13 protein-coding genes are annotated in these 13,943 nt (G+C 61.8%); 1 reads left to right on the forward strand and 12 read right to left on the reverse strand.

Annotated features, from left to right (window positions below; all coding sequences use genetic code 11):
- Nucleotides 1-6 precede the first annotated feature (6 nt).
- From trpA to asd, 7 genes are all read right to left on the reverse strand, one after another.
- A complete protein-coding gene (trpA, locus tag PQQ86_RS37400; RefSeq protein ID WP_408278918.1) occupies nucleotides 7-819 on the reverse strand; it encodes a tryptophan synthase subunit alpha in 813 nt (270 codons plus the stop codon).
- A 32-nt stretch (nucleotides 820-851) separates the two neighbouring features.
- Nucleotides 852-1,769, reverse strand: a complete 918-nt coding sequence (locus tag PQQ86_RS37405) for a DNA-methyltransferase (RefSeq protein ID WP_408278921.1) — start codon at nucleotides 1,767-1,769, stop codon at nucleotides 852-854.
- An 11-nt stretch (nucleotides 1,770-1,780) separates the two neighbouring features.
- Nucleotides 1,781-2,974, reverse strand: coding sequence for a tryptophan synthase subunit beta (gene trpB, locus PQQ86_RS37410; RefSeq protein ID WP_408278924.1), 1,194 nt, complete (start codon nucleotides 2,972-2,974; stop codon nucleotides 1,781-1,783).
- Nucleotides 2,975-3,034: 60 nt separating this feature from the next.
- A complete protein-coding gene (locus PQQ86_RS37415; RefSeq protein ID WP_408278927.1) occupies nucleotides 3,035-3,748 on the reverse strand; it encodes a phosphoribosylanthranilate isomerase in 714 nt (237 codons plus the stop codon).
- Complete coding sequence (truA, locus tag PQQ86_RS37420) at nucleotides 3,745-4,557, reverse strand: tRNA pseudouridine(38-40) synthase TruA (protein ID WP_408278930.1); 813 nt, start codon at nucleotides 4,555-4,557, stop codon at nucleotides 3,745-3,747. Before truA ends, PQQ86_RS37415 begins: the two co-directional genes overlap by 4 nt.
- Nucleotides 4,554-7,097 (reverse strand): FimV/HubP family polar landmark protein, encoded by a 2,544-nt coding sequence (locus PQQ86_RS37425; protein WP_408279447.1) that lies wholly within the window; start codon nucleotides 7,095-7,097, stop codon nucleotides 4,554-4,556. The genes truA and PQQ86_RS37425 overlap by 4 nt, the downstream gene beginning before the upstream one ends.
- 169 nt (nucleotides 7,098-7,266) lie before the next feature.
- The gene (gene asd / locus PQQ86_RS37430) at nucleotides 7,267-8,388 is read right to left on the reverse strand and encodes an aspartate-semialdehyde dehydrogenase (RefSeq protein ID WP_027805102.1); all 1,122 of its coding nucleotides are present in this window, start codon (nucleotides 8,386-8,388) and stop codon (nucleotides 7,267-7,269) included.
- A gap of 63 nt (nucleotides 8,389-8,451) precedes the next feature.
- Between asd and PQQ86_RS37435 the strand changes: the two genes are divergently transcribed.
- Nucleotides 8,452-8,736, forward strand: a complete 285-nt coding sequence (locus PQQ86_RS37435; protein ID WP_408278933.1) for a hypothetical protein — start codon at nucleotides 8,452-8,454, stop codon at nucleotides 8,734-8,736.
- 22 nt (nucleotides 8,737-8,758) lie between these two features.
- Here the strand turns inward: PQQ86_RS37435 and leuB are convergent, their stop codons facing one another.
- The 5 genes from leuB to gltA form a co-directional block, all read right to left on the reverse strand.
- Nucleotides 8,759-9,826, reverse strand: a complete 1,068-nt coding sequence (gene leuB, locus PQQ86_RS37440) for a 3-isopropylmalate dehydrogenase (RefSeq protein ID WP_054034794.1) — start codon at nucleotides 9,824-9,826, stop codon at nucleotides 8,759-8,761.
- A gap of 79 nt (nucleotides 9,827-9,905) precedes the next feature.
- Nucleotides 9,906-10,559 carry a 3-isopropylmalate dehydratase small subunit gene (leuD, locus tag PQQ86_RS37445; protein WP_408278937.1) on the reverse strand — a complete coding sequence of 218 codons (654 nt, stop codon included), beginning with the start codon at nucleotides 10,557-10,559 and terminating at the stop codon, nucleotides 9,906-9,908.
- An 87-nt stretch (nucleotides 10,560-10,646) separates the two neighbouring features.
- On the reverse strand, nucleotides 10,647-10,805 hold the full coding sequence (locus PQQ86_RS37450) for an entericidin A/B family lipoprotein (RefSeq protein ID WP_028196115.1): 159 nt from the start codon (nucleotides 10,803-10,805) through the stop codon (nucleotides 10,647-10,649).
- Nucleotides 10,806-10,811: 6 nt separating this feature from the next.
- Nucleotides 10,812-12,221, reverse strand: coding sequence for a 3-isopropylmalate dehydratase large subunit (leuC, locus tag PQQ86_RS37455; RefSeq protein WP_408278940.1), 1,410 nt, complete (start codon nucleotides 12,219-12,221; stop codon nucleotides 10,812-10,814).
- A gap of 403 nt (nucleotides 12,222-12,624) precedes the next feature.
- The gene (gene gltA, locus PQQ86_RS37460; protein WP_408278943.1) at nucleotides 12,625-13,926 is read right to left on the reverse strand and encodes a citrate synthase; all 1,302 of its coding nucleotides are present in this window, start codon (nucleotides 13,924-13,926) and stop codon (nucleotides 12,625-12,627) included.
- Nucleotides 13,927-13,943 lie beyond the last annotated feature (17 nt).

Raw genomic sequence — 13,943 nt, forward strand, 5'->3', positions numbered from 1 at the left:
TAACTGTTATCGGGCAGTCGCGACGCTATCGAGCGCCTCGCGCACTTCGGCAATGAAGCGCGTAAGCGTCTCGGCGGCGGCTTCGGGCGCCGCTTGTTCGAGCAATTGCACGATACGGCTGCCGATCACGACGGCATCGGACACTTCGGCCACCGAACGCGCCGTTTGCGCGTCACGGATGCCGAAACCAACGCCTACCGGCAGGGGTACGCGCGACTTGATGGCCGGGATTTTACTCGCGATGCTGGAAACGTCCAGATTTGCCGCGCCGGTCACGCCTTTCAGTGACACATAATAGACGTAACCACTGGCGATTTTACCGACTTCCGCGATGCGCTCGTCCGTGGACGTGGGCGCCAGCAAAAAGATTGGGTCGATGCAGGCAGATCGCATCTGTTCGGCGAAGTTAATACACTCTTCCGGCGGGTAGTCGACAACCAGCACGCCGTCCACACCGGCTTCTTTCGCGGCCTTGGCAAACGCTTCGGTACCCATGCGCTCGATCGGATTGGCGTAGCCCATCAGCACCACCGGCGTCTTGTCGTCGGTTTCGCGGAAGCGCTTCACGTCGGCCAGCACGTGGCGCAGCGACACGCCATGCGCCAGCGCGCGTTCGGACGACTGCTGGATCACCGGGCCGTCGGCCATCGGGTCGGAAAACGGTACGCCAAGTTCGATCACATCGGCGCCACCGGCGGCGAGTGCGTGCATGAATTCGACCGTGCGCGCCGGATCCGGGTCGCCGGCCGTCATGAACGGAATCAGGCCTTTCTTACCCTGGGCGGACAACGCGGCAAACGTGTTCTTGATACGGGACATGGAATATCTCGGAGTTTTAAGCTACTGCGCGCTTACTGCGCCTCGGTTTGCTGCTCAGCCTTGGCCGCATTCTTGCGGGTTTTGCGAGCGGCAGTGGGCGCCGACGCGGCCGCGCTAACGCGTTCGCGCGCTATCGCGCAGTAACTTTCATTGATCTCATAGCCGACGAATTCGCGCTGCTGCCGAGCGCAAGCGACTGCGGTGGTGCCGCTGCCCATGAACGGGTCGAGCACACGCCCGCCCTTCGGACAACTTGCCAGCACCATCCGCTCGACGATTTCCAGAGGCTTCTGGGTCGGATGATCGACGCGCTCGGCGTGTTGCCGATGCAGCCGCGATACCGACCAGACGTCCTTCGGATTATAGCCAAGCTCCAGCCATTTACTGCCTTCGAACAATTTACGCGAACGCGCCTTCTTCGTGACGGCATCGTACGGGATGCGGACGGGATCGAGATCGAAAAAATAATCTTTCGACACCGCGAAAAAGCCGATGTTGTCATGCACCGAGGTGAACCGGCGAACCGTCCCCCCCATGCTCGGCACACGCCGGTCCCAGATGATTTCGTTGATCATCGTGAGTTTTGTCTTCAGGAAGCTGAAGATTTCCGGCGCGTACTGCCAGGTGCAGAAGATATACAGCGAACCCGACGGCTTGAGCTTCGGAATAGCCAGCTCAAGCCAGCCACGCGTCCAGGCAAGGAAATCCTCGCCAGAGCGCATGTCGGAGTCGTTGCCATAATCCTTGCCGAGCCCATAAGGCGGATCGCACAGGACCAGGTCGATCGACCCGTCGGGAATGTTCGCTACATCGGTCAGAAAATCGCGGTTCAACAGCCGGATGCCGGCGGGCACCTGCGCCAGCAAGGGCGCAGGTGCCTCGGTCGCCATGACTTCGGCGGCCGGCGTGGTTTCAAGCGCCGGTTGCGGCTCGTCGAACTCGTCGCGCATCGTCGCGGCGCTCAGAACTGAATGCCCGATCGCTCAGCGACCGTATGCATGTCCTTGTCGCCGCGGCCCGACAGATTGACCAGAAGGACCTTGTCCTTCGGCAGCGTCGGCGCGAGCTTCGCGGCGTAGGCCAGCGCATGGCTGGACTCAAGCGCCGGGATAATGCCTTCGATGCGGCAGCAATCGTGGAAGCCCTTGAGCGCCTCTTCGTCGGTGATGCTGACGTATTGCGCGCGCTTGCTGTCTTTTAGCCACGCGTGCTCAGGGCCGACGCCCGGATAATCCAAGCCGGCCGAGATCGAATGTGTCTCGATGATCTGACCATTCTCGTCTTGCAGGAGATACGTGCGGTTACCATGCAGCACACCTGGCGTGCCGGCGATCAGCGAGGCGGCGTGCCGGCCGGTTTCGATCCCGTCGCCTGCTGGCTCGACGCCAATCAGTTGCACCGAAGTGTCGTCAATATACGGGTAAAAGATACCCATCGCGTTCGAACCGCCGCCAACGCATGCAATCACGGCGTCGGGTTGGCGACCGACCAGTTCCGGCATCTGCACCTTGCACTCGTCGCCGATCACGCGCTGAAAGTCACGCACCATCATCGGATACGGATGCGGTCCCGCCACCGTGCCGATGATGTAGAACGTGTTTTCGACGTTGGTCACCCAGTCGCGCATCGCTTCATTGAGCGCGTCCTTCAACGTGCGCGAGCCGGACGTCACAGGTACGACGGTCGCGCCGAGCAGCTTCATCCGGTAGACGTTGGCCGCTTGGCGGCGCACGTCTTCTTCGCCCATGTAGACCACGCATTCCATGCCGAAGCGCGCCGCGATGGTCGCGGCCGCCACACCGTGCTGGCCTGCGCCGGTTTCCGCGATCACGCGCGGCTTGCCCATGCGCTTTGCGAGTAGCGCCTGACCGATCACGTTATTGATCTTGTGAGCGCCAGTGTGATTCAGGTCTTCGCGCTTGAGGAAAACCTGCGCGCCACCGAGCATGTCGCTCCAGCGTTGTGCGTGATAAATAGGGGACGGACGACCTACGAAATGTTTCAGTTCGCGCTCGTATTCGGCGACGAATTCCGGGTCTTTTTGAAATTTCTCGTACGCGGCACGCAGCTCGTCGAGTGCGTGAACCAGTGTTTCGGCGACGAACACGCCGCCATACTGGCCGAAATGGCCTCTTTCGTCAGGCAAGTTATACATGGTGATCACTCTTCTCAGTGTGGCGCACGGCTTTCATATGAGAAAACCGCGCCGCCTGAATCATTCAGCGTCCGCTGCGCGCACTGCGCGTACAAACGCCGCCATCCGGGCGTGATCTTTCACGCCCTTGGCGCCCTGCACTTCGATGCCGCTCGAGACATCGACCGCGTACGGGCGCACGCGATGGATCGCATCACTGACGTTTTGCGCGTTCAACCCACCACTCAAAACGGCCCGACGCGCGAGCTCTGCTGGAATAAGTGACCAATCGAAAACCTTCCCGCCGCCGCCATAGCCTTCGACATGGGTGTCGAACAAAAGGCCGCTGGCTGCTGAATAGTTAAGCGCTGATTTTACCAAATCTGCCGGGTGAGTATCCGCCGCGACTCGCAAGGCGCGCAACCAAGGCAAACCCGCAACGCTGGCGAGGGATTCGCACTGCTCCGCGGTTTCGTCGCCGTGGAACTGCAGCAGTGTAAGCCCGACATTGCTGGCGACTTCGCGAATCCAGTCCGGCGTTGCGTTCACGAACAAGCCGACTACCGATACGAACGGCGGCACGTCGTGCACCAGCTCGACCGCCTGCGCGACGCTCACCGAACGCGGGCTCGGCGGATAGAACACGAGGCCGATCGCGTCGGCGCCGAGGTCGATAGCCAGCGACACATCTTCCGGCTTCGACAGGCCGCACAACTTGATACGCGTGCGATGCGGCGCGGCATGCTGTTGCGCGCCGGCGTTTGCTTCGGCTGCCAGATTTTCAGTTGATTTCATGTTTGCGCTTGCTCGGTCCATACGGTACTCCACGGCACGCTGCCGGTCTGCGGCGCGGGCACGGCGAATTGCTCAGGATAGCCCACCTGCGCCAGGTACAGCCCGTCAGGCATGAAGGTCGGCGCGGCACAGTCGCGATCGCGGCTGGCGAGAACCTCGACCATCCATTCGGCCGGATGGCGTCCGCGGCCGATATCGACGAGACAGCCCATCAGGTTGCGAACCATATGGTGCAGAAACGCGTTCGCCCGAAAACGGAAATGAACGAAGTCGCCCTGTTGCCGCATGTCGACCTGATACAGATGTTTGACCGGCGTTTTCGCTTGGCATTGCGACGAACGGAACGCCGAAAAATCGTGCTCGCCGATCAGATGGGCGGCCGCGGCCCGCATGGCGTCGACGTCGAGCGGCGTGTGTACCCAGCCGGCGCGCGTATCCTGCATTGGCGAACGGAACGGATGCACGTACAGGACGTAGTAATAGGTCCGTTCAAACGCCGAAAACCGTGCGTGGAATTCGTCGGGCATCGGCTTGGCCCATTGCACGGCGATCGTCTTCGGCAGGAAAGCGTTGGTACCGCGAATCCACGAAAAGTCCGTGCGATCGAGTTCAGTATCGAAGTGCACGACCTGGCCCAAGCCGTGTACACCGGTATCCGTACGGCCAGCCACAACGGTTTGCACAGGCGTTTGCGCGAATTCGCGCAGCGCCCGTTCAAGCTCGTCCTGCACAGTCTTGCCGTGCGGCTGCGACTGCCAACCGCAGAATGCCGAACCGTCGTACTGGACGCCTAACGCAATACGCTTCACGACAACGGCGCGAGCGTCGAGAGCAGCGCGCGAGCCTCGGTGCGCGTGGCCGGATCGTTCGCTTCGATCACTTCGTTGATGAGCGTGCGCGCGCCCGACAGATCGCCGAGGTCGATATATTCGGCGGCCAGATCGAGCTTGTTGCGGGCGATGCGGGTGAGATCGGCCCGCGTGAAGGCCGGCAAGGGCTGAGCAGGGCTCGGCGGCAACTCCAGGTCGAAATCGAGTTTCAGCGCGCCGAAGCCGGCCGCGCCCAGGCCCGCGACGGCTGCATGGCCTGCAGTGCCAGCGGCGATTTCGTCAGCGACATGCGGGAAGTCGTCCGGATCGTGCGGCGCCACCGCTTCCTGTGCGGCGGTTTCCGGGGAGGCAACCGGCGGTGTTGCCAGCGATCCAGATACGCTCACCGCTGCGTCGTCGGTCGATTCGACGCGCGGCGGCAATGGCATGTTCAGACTGCTGAATGCATCGAGGGCATCGCGCGGGAACTCGGTCGGCACGGATAGCGCGGGTTGAACTGGCGTGGCGGGGGCCGGTTCGAAATTCGGTGCGCCATCGGACGTCGCGGGTTCGGCGTGTTGATGTGACTGCGGTTGCGGTTCGTGAGACGGTTGATGCGTCGCTTCGACGTGGGCCGCGTCCAGTTGGGCCGTGGGTACTGCCGGCGCAAGGGTATCGGGCACCGGATGCGCCGACGTCTCGCCGTGCGGTTGGCCGAACGGAGAAGTCGTGTGCGGTTCGGCCTGTTGCCGCGTGAAGTCGATGACCGGCGGCGGCGGGGTGTCCTGATGGCTCCGCGACTCTGCAAGCGGCTCATTCGTCGGCTCTGCCAACTGCGTCGCCGGCGCGCTCGATGCCGGTTCGTCGTCCCATTGCAGACGATGCGGCGGCACCTCTTGCTGGAAGCTCTCGTTGACCGGTTCAAGCGGCGTCAGCGGCAATGCTTCAGCACCGAGCTCCGCGGCGGCTGCGAGACTCGCAGCCGTGGTTGCCCCGTCGAGATTCTCGTGATGGGCCGAGGGAAGAGGTTCGGATGTGGGACCGCTTTGGTCGATCGATTCGGTGTCCGGGGTCGGTTGCGCAGCTTCGAACGGTGCGGGCGTGGGGTGAATTTCCTGCGATGCGTGTTGGAACGCATCGTGGTCTTGTGCAGGCGAGCCCGTGTGCGCTTGGTGGGCAGCGGCTTCGTGTTCTGCTGCCGCGTCGTGCTCTTCTGCCGCACGCTCAGCCGCTTGGTCCGCCTTCGCGCGTTCGGCTTCTGCGTTTTCTGCCGCAGCACGCTCCGCTTCTGCACGTTCCGCCGCCAGGCGTTCGGTTGCCGCGCGCTCTGCATTTTCTCGTTCTGCTGCCTCACGTGCCGTCGCTTCCCGCGCCGCCGCATGCCCGGCTGCCGCTTCGTCGCTCACGTCCGACGCTTCGCGCGTCGAATCGACGTCCTGCGGCCCAGTTGCTCGCGCGGAAGCCGCTGCGGCGTCCTCCGCCAGCGAGCCTCCTGCCGCGACAACACCGGCGCGCTTACGCCGACGCAGACGGAAAGCCGCCAGCAACACGACCAACGCCGCGCCGATCGCCGCCGCTATGCTCAAATTCGTCTGCGAGATGCCGGCGTCGGTCGAAGTGGAAATCGTCGCGCCGCCATGACCGGAAACGGCGGCCGCGGACGAAACGTCGGCGGCCGGTTGCGCACCGTTTGTAGCAGGCGTGACCGTCGCAGCCGGCGAACCGCCGATGCCATGTTTCTGCAACTCCATCAGCACGCGGTTTTTCAGCGCAAGCAGTTGCTGCAAGCTGGACACCTGCGCACGCGGTTGCGATGCCGGTTGTGCGGTGGCCGTCGCCGCTGCGGTGGTAGCCGCCGACGCCCCTTCGGTAGCCTCACTGGCCGAGGGCTGGATCGCTCCCGACCAGACATGTGCGCCGCTGGCCGGCAAAGCGCCTGCGGCCTGTGAACCTGCTACGGGGGCTGGTGCCGAGCTGGCTTCAGCCGTCGGGCTGGCCGTCCCTGAAACCGCAGGCGTGGCAGCCTGAGCCGCAGCACTTGCCGCACTCGCTGCGGCAGCGTTGACCTGCGCCACGCCGCTCGCGGCGCCGACCGCCGCACCGACCGTCGCCGCGTTCGGCGCGGAAGCAGGCATAGCCGTAGCCGCCGATGGCGCGGCAGACGCAGACCCCGCAACCGGCGCAGAAGCTGCCGGAGCGCCGGTCGCATCCAGCGCCGGGATCGTCAACAGCGCGCCGACGCGCATCCGGCTCGGATCATGACTCATGAAGGCATTCGGATTCGCATCGAACAGCGCGCGCGAAGCGCGTGCGAGCGTCCCCTTGTCGTGCGATTGCGTGACGGCAATCGCCACGTCGTTCAACGACTGCCCGGGCCGCACCGTATATTGGCTCCCGGCGGCGTAAGAAACGGAAGCGCCCTCGGGCGCGCTCGCGGCGTCGCCCGGCGCTGCCACGGCGTTACTCACATCCGCGCCCGCCAGCGCGAACGCCAAAGCGGCTGCGACCGTCAGCCGGCCCGTACCTTGATGCATAGACATAGCCCGAAGGGAAGAGAGTCGAAGGTTCATCGGGACTCCAGGCGCGTCAGCGCGCAGCCCTTTTTTGCGGTTGAAAAGAGACAAGATAATCGGAGCACACAATGAAAAAAGCGCCGCGCAAGCGCGACGCTTTTTGAGTTTTCTACGCGTCGTGAGCGCGTAGTTTACTTTACTTGTCGAGCACAATGCGAAGCATGCGACGCAGCGGTTCTGCCGCGCCCCACAGCAACTGATCGCCGACCGTGAAGGCCGACAGATATTCGCCGCCCATCGCCAGTTTGCGCACACGGCCAACCGGCACCGTCAGCGTGCCCGTGACCACGGCCGGGGACAGATCGCGCATGGACGCTTCGCGTTCGTTCGGCACAACCTTGACCCAGTCGTTACCTGACGCGAGGATGCTGTTCACTTCGTCCAGCGGCACGTCCTTGTTCAGCTTGATGGTCAGCGCCTGCGAGTGGCAACGCATTGCGCCGATCCGCACGCAGAGGCCGTCTACCGGGATCGAACCCGGCGTGCCCATGGCCGGCTTGCCGAGGATCTTGTTGGTTTCCGCGCCGCCCTTCCACTCTTCCTTCGACATGCCGTTGCCGAGATCCTTGTCGATCCACGGAATCAGCGAGCCGGCAAGCGGCACGCCGAAGTTGTCGGTCGGCATACGATCGCTGTTCATCGCGCTCAGCACGCGGCGGTCGATGTCGAGAATCGCCGACGACGGATCAGCCAGGTCTTCCTTGGCCGCGCCGTACAGCGTGCCCATTTGCTGCAGCAGTTCGCGCATGTTCTGCGCACCCGCGCCCGAAGCCGCCTGATACGTCATGGCCGTCATCCAGTCGACGAGGTTTTCGCGGAACAGGCCGCCCAGCGCCATCAGCATCAGGCTGACCGTGCAGTTGCCGCCGATAAAATTCTTCTGACCTTTCACCAGCGCGTTCTTGATCACGTCGAGGTTAACCGGGTCGAGAATGATGACCGCGTCATCCTTCATGCGCAGCGACGAAGCCGCGTCGATCCAGTAGCCATTCCAGCCCGCTGCGCGCAGCTTCGGGAACACTTCATTCGTGTAATCGCCGCCCTGACAGGAGATGATCGCTTCGCACTTCTTCAGGTCTTCGATGCTTGTTGCATCTTTGAGCTTGGTCTCGTTTTTGGCGAACGACGGCGCGTTGCCGCCCGCGTTGCTGGTGCTGAAAAACACCGGTTCGATCAAGTCGAAATCGCCTTCCTGCTGCATACGTTGCATCAGGACGCTGCCGACCATACCGCGCCAACCTACGAGACCTACGTTCATGACTTCATACCCTTCGAATGGAAACTTCCCCGCATCTTTGCCCGCAGTGACCGCGCGGGGAAGATGAGCGGGCACGACGGACGATCAGCGTTTCGTGATCGTTTTCGGGGTAATCGTTTTAATGAGCGCTTTGATGGTAATGGCGAGCTCAACCACACGGGCCGTTTTGCCGTGCAGTTTCGAAATCGAGGAGATTTGAGCTATGTGCGCCATCGCTACAATATACACGAAAACCGGAATCTGGCGACGTCGTCGAACGCCGCGATCGCCCGTATTACGCGCGAATCGGCCTGTTTCGAGGCCGATTCGCGTTTTAAAGGCTGCTTTGACAACTGTTTAGCGACCTAACCACCGCCTGCTTCAAAGCGCCTTACAACGCGGCGACGACTGCGTCGCCCATCGCCACGGTGCCGACCTGCTTGCAACCCGGCGTCAGAATGTCGCCCGTGCGAAGGCCCTGTTCCAGCACCTTCTTCACCGCGTTTTCGATTCGATCCGCCTGTTCCGCCTTGTTCAGCGAATAGCGCAGCATCATCGCGGCCGACAGGATCGTGGCCAACGGATTCGCCACGCCCTTGCCGGCGATATCCGGCGCGGAACCGTGCGACGGCTCGTACAAGCCCTTGTTGTTCTTGTCGAGCGAGGCCGATGGCAGCATGCCGATCGAACCCGTCAGCATGGCGGCTTCATCCGACAGGATGTCGCCGAACATGTTGCCGGTGACAACCACGTCGAACGCCTTCGGCGCCTTGACCAACTGCATCGCCGCGTTGTCGACATACATATGCGACAGTTCGACGTCAGCGTATTCCTTCGAGACGTCGATCATCACGTCGCGCCAGAATTGCGACGTTTCGAGCACGTTGGCCTTGTCTACGCTGGTCAGTTTCTTCTGACGTTTTTGCGCGGCCTGAAACGCGACGTGCGCAATGCGGCGCACTTCGGGTTCCGAATAACGCATCGTGTCGAAGCCTTCCTTCGCGCCTTCGAACAGCCCATCCGGCGACGAACGCACGCCGCGCGGCGCGCCGAAGTAGATGTCACCGTTCAGTTCGCGCACGATCAGGATGTCGAGACCGGAAACAATCTCTTCCTTCAACGACGAAGCGCCCGTGAGTTGCGGATAGCAGATTGCCGGACGGAAGTTCGCGAACAGTTGCAGGTGCTTGCGCAGACCGAGAATCGCCTGCTCGGGGCGCAGCGCGCGTTCGAGCGAGTCGTACTTCCAGTCGCCAACGGCACCGAACAGGATCGCATCGGCTTCCTTCGCCAGTGCCAAAGTCGAGTCAGGCAGCGGATGGCCCTTCGCTTCGTAGCCCGCGCCGCCAACCGGCGCTTCTTCGAGTTCGAACTTTTCGCCGAGCACGTTCAGGACCTTGACGGCCTCCTTGACGATTTCGGGACCGATGCCGTCGCCCGGCAAGACTGCGATCTTCATGCGAGTTTCCTTGATGATTTTTCTTCGAGACTTCTGAGCTTGAGTGGGCGAGCTGTCGGGCTCTCAGGCTTGCAAGCCTTTAACCGACAATCCGATGCGCAAGCCACGGCTGCTTCGCGATCCGCTCGGCTTCGAACTGGCGAATCTTGTCCGCGTGACGCAGCGTGAGGCCGATATCGTCGAAGCCATTCAGCAGACAGTACTTGCGGAACGCTGCCACTTCGAACGGATATTCGGCGCTACCGTCCGACGTGCGCACGACTTGCGCTTCCAGGTCGACGGTCAGCTTGAAGCCGTTGAACGCGTACGTTTCGTTGAACAGGTGATCGACTTGCTGTTCGGTCAGCACGATCGGCAACACGCCATTCTTGAAGCAGTTGTTGTAGAAAATATCGGCGAAGCTCGGCGCGATGATCGCGCGGAAACCATACTGCTCCAACGCCCACGGTGCGTGCTCACGCGAGCTGCCGCAACCGAAGTTCTTGCGTGCCAACAGCACCGATGCGCCCTGATAACGCGGCTGATTCAGCACGAAGTCCGGATTCAACGGACGCTTCGAGTTGTCCTGACCCGGCTCGCCGTGGTCGAGGTAGCGCCATTCGTCGAACGCGTTCGGACCGAAGCCCGTGCGTTTGATCGACTTCAGGAATTGCTTCGGAATGATCGCGTCCGTGTCGACGTTCTCGCGATCGAGCGGCGCCACGACGCCGGTGTGTACGATGAATTTATCCATGACGCTTGCGCCTGTTTCAAGACCGGGCGATGCGCGGGGCGGCCGGAAAGCCGCCCCGCCGCATCGCCGGCAAAAATCAAAAACCGCTTATTTGTCAGCGTGATTGCTGATCGAATTGCCGAGGTGCGACATGTCCTCGCCAAATCCGTGCACCGTGTTGCAGCCGGCCAGACCGAGCAATAGCCCGGCCAGGGTACCGAGTGCGAAACGCCGCAAAAGAGTGGTGCGATTCATGTTCTTCATCATGCGTGTTTATCCAAGCTTGCGAATATCGACGAAATGCCCTTCGATCGCCGCTGCGGCAGCCATCGCGGGGCTCACGAGGTGGGTACGGCCACCGGCGCCCTGACGACCTTCGAAATTACGATTCGACGTGGATGCGCAACGCTCGCCCGGATCCAACCGGTCGGCGTTCATGGCGAGACACATCGAGCAACCGGGCTCACGCCATTCGAAACCGGCATCCGTAAAGACCTTGTCGAGGCCCTCGCGTTCCGCTTGCGCCTTTACCAGACCCGAACCCGGCACAACCATGGCCAGACGGATGTTCGGTGCGACGCGGCGGCCGAGCTTCTTCACGACGTACGCCGCGGCGCGAATGTCTTCAATGCGCGCGTTGGTGCACGACCCGATGAAGATTTTATCCGGCTTGATAGATTCGATCGGCGCATTCGGTTCGAGCGCCATGTATTTCAACGCGCGCTCCATTGCGTCGCGCTTGACCGGGTCTTTTTCGCGTTCCGGATCCGGCACGCGGCCGTCCACGGCCGTGACCATTTCCGGCGACGTGCCCCATGTAACTTGCGGCACGATTTCCGCGGCGTTCAGTTCGACCACGCGATCGAATTGCGCGCCTTCGTCCGACTTGAACTGCTTCCAGTACTCGACCGCGTGATCCCACTCAACACCCGCCGGCGAGAAGGGACGGCCCTTCAGGTATTCGACGGTGGTGTCGTCCACAGCGACCATGCCGGCGCGCGCGCCTGCTTCGATCGCCATGTTGCAGACCGTCATGCGGCCTTCCATGGACAGCGCGCGAATCGTCGAACCACCGAATTCGATCGCATAGCCCGTGCCGCCTGCCGTGCCGATCTTGCCGATGATCGCGAGCACGATGTCTTTCGCGGTACAGCCGCGCGGCAACGGGCCTTCGACCTTCACCAGCATGTTCTTGCTCTTCTTCTGCAAGAGCGTTTGCGTAGCCAGGACGTGCTCAACTTCCGAGGTGCCGATGCCGTGCGCCAGCGCGCCGAACGCGCCGTGCGTGGACGTGTGCGAGTCGCCGCAGACAATAGTCATGCCCGGCAGAGTAGCGCCCTGCTCCGGCCCGATGATGTGCACGATGCCCTGACGCAGGTCGTTCATCTTGAACTGCGTGATGCCAAAGGCGTCGCAGTTCGTGTCGAGCGTATCGACTTGCAGCTTGGAGATCGGATCGGCAATGCCGTGGCTGCGATCCGTGGTGGGGACGTTGTGGTCCGACACCGCCAGATTCGCGCTGATACGCCACACCGGACGCTCAGCCAGCTTCAGGCCTTCGAACGCCTGAGGGCTGGTGACTTCGTGCAGCAGGTGACGGTCGATATAGAGAATCGTCGTACCGTCTTCTTCCGTGTGGACCACGTGTGTGTTCCACAATTTATCGTAGAGAGTCTGTGCCATGGTATGCGGGGTAGTAATGACTGCGGGCTGACTGTGTCGGTCGATTATGCCACGCAGAACCCCGCTTAGGGTCCATGAATCACGGAGAAAACCGATAAAAAACAGGGAGTTGGGTGGTAGTGGCGATACCTGTATGGGTGTTACCCGGCAAGGGATTGCATGGTGTGCACGATGCAACACCAACCATGCTCAGGTGCGACCGCGACTTGGCGCTTCACGCGCCAGGAGGCGCAGCAACGCGCGCTCAGCCTCAGCGACTGAAATCGAACCCCATTTGCGACGCGCAGTTGCATATCCAAAACAAAACGCCCCAACGGTCAACCCGTTGGGGCGTTCTTCATTCATCCGGCCTCACGCATTTCACAGCCCTTCGATCGATAAAACGCGCCAGAAAGACTACCGCTTAGCGTTGCGCAATCGGCTTCGCTTCACGTTGCGTATCGCCGATGAACAGCTGACGCGGACGGCCAATCTTCTGTTCCGGATCGGCGATCATTTCGTTCCACTGTGCAATCCAGCCGACCGTACGTGCCATCGCGAAGATACACGTGAACATCGACGTCGGGATGCCCAGCGCGCGCTGCACGATGCCCGAGTAGAAGTCGACGTTCGGGTACAGCTTGCGCGACACGAAGTATTCGTCTTCCAGTGCGATCTTTTCCAGCGCCATGGCCAGCTTGAACAGCGGGTCGTCGTGCAGGCCCAGTTCTTCCAGCACTTCGTGGCAGGTTTCGCGCATCAGCTTCGCACGCGGATCGTAGTTCTTGTAGACGCGATGACCGAAGCCCATCAGCTTCACGCCCGAGTTCTTGTCCTTCACCTGCTTGATGAACTCAGGAATGTTGTCGACCGAGCCGATTTCTTCCAGCATGTTCAGTGCGGCTTCGTTCGCACCGCCGTGCGCCGGACCCCACAGGCAAGCGATACCAGCCGCGATACACGCGAACGGGTTAGCACCCGACGAACCCGCCAGACGAACCGTCGACGTCGAGGCATTCTGTTCATGGTCAGCGTGCAGGATCAGAATACGGTCCAGCGCGCGCACCAGCACGTCGTTGACCTTGTACTCTTCGCACGGGTTCGAGAACATCATGTGCATGAAGTTCGCGCTGTACGACAGGTCGTTCTTCGGGTACGCAAACGGCTGGCCGATGCTGTACTTGTAGGCCATGGCGACCAGCGTCGGCAGCTTCGCGATCATGCGAATGGCCGATACGTCGCGGTGACGCGGGTTATTGATGTCGAGCGAGTCGTGATAGAACGCCGACAGTGCGCCAACTGCCGCGACCAGGATCGCCATCGGGTGCGCGTCACGGCGGAAGCCACGGAAGAAGAAGTGCATCTGCTCGTGCACCATCGTGTGCTTCGTGACGGTGTCGACGAATTCCTTCTCCTGCGCTGCGTTCGGCAGTTCGCCCTTCAGCAGCAGGTAGCAGGTTTCGAGGAAGTCGGCGTTTTGCGCGAGGTTGTCGATCGGGTAGCCGCGATACAGCAGCTCGCCCTTGTCACCGTCGATGTACGTGATCGCCGAATTGCACGCCGCCGTCGACATAAAGCCCGGGTCGTACGTGAACTTGCCGGTCTGGCCGTACAGTTTGCGGATGTCGATCACGTCCGGGCCGAGAGTGCCCTTGTAAATCGGCATTTCAACGCTCGGCGAATTGTCGCTGAACGATAGCGTGGCTTTAACATCTGACGGGGTCATAGCACATCCTCAATCGA

The sequence above is a fragment of the Paraburkholderia sediminicola genome (assembly GCF_046026675.1).
Taxonomy (GTDB): domain Bacteria; phylum Pseudomonadota; class Gammaproteobacteria; order Burkholderiales; family Burkholderiaceae; genus Paraburkholderia; species Paraburkholderia sediminicola_F.

Excerpts from the sequence above, each read along its gene's own strand:
- gltA (WP_408278943.1), bottom strand. The coding sequence starts at position 13,926 with ATGACCCCGTCAGATGTTAAAGCCACGCTATCGTTCAGCGACAATTCG.
- leuC (WP_408278940.1), bottom strand. The coding sequence starts at position 12,221 with ATGGCACAGACTCTCTACGATAAATTGTGGAACACACACGTGGTCCAC.
- PQQ86_RS37405 (WP_408278921.1), bottom strand. The coding sequence starts at position 1,769 with ATGCGCGACGAGTTCGACGAGCCGCAACCGGCGCTTGAAACCACGCCG.
- PQQ86_RS37415 (WP_408278927.1), bottom strand. The coding sequence starts at position 3,748 with ATGAAATCAACTGAAAATCTGGCAGCCGAAGCAAACGCCGGCGCGCAA.
- leuB (WP_054034794.1), bottom strand. The coding sequence starts at position 9,826 with ATGAAGATCGCAGTCTTGCCGGGCGACGGCATCGGTCCCGAAATCGTC.
- PQQ86_RS37450 (WP_028196115.1), bottom strand. The coding sequence starts at position 10,805 with ATGATGAAGAACATGAATCGCACCACTCTTTTGCGGCGTTTCGCACTC.
- PQQ86_RS37425 (WP_408279447.1), bottom strand. The coding sequence starts at position 7,097 with ATGTCTATGCATCAAGGTACGGGCCGGCTGACGGTCGCAGCCGCTTTG.
- trpA (WP_408278918.1), bottom strand. The coding sequence starts at position 819 with ATGTCCCGTATCAAGAACACGTTTGCCGCGTTGTCCGCCCAGGGTAAG.
- leuD (WP_408278937.1), bottom strand. The coding sequence starts at position 10,559 with ATGGATAAATTCATCGTACACACCGGCGTCGTGGCGCCGCTCGATCGC.
- PQQ86_RS37435 (WP_408278933.1), top strand. The coding sequence starts at position 8,452 with ATGAGCGGGCACGACGGACGATCAGCGTTTCGTGATCGTTTTCGGGGT.
- asd (WP_027805102.1), bottom strand. The coding sequence starts at position 8,388 with ATGAACGTAGGTCTCGTAGGTTGGCGCGGTATGGTCGGCAGCGTCCTG.
- trpB (WP_408278924.1), bottom strand. The coding sequence starts at position 2,974 with ATGTATAACTTGCCTGACGAAAGAGGCCATTTCGGCCAGTATGGCGGC.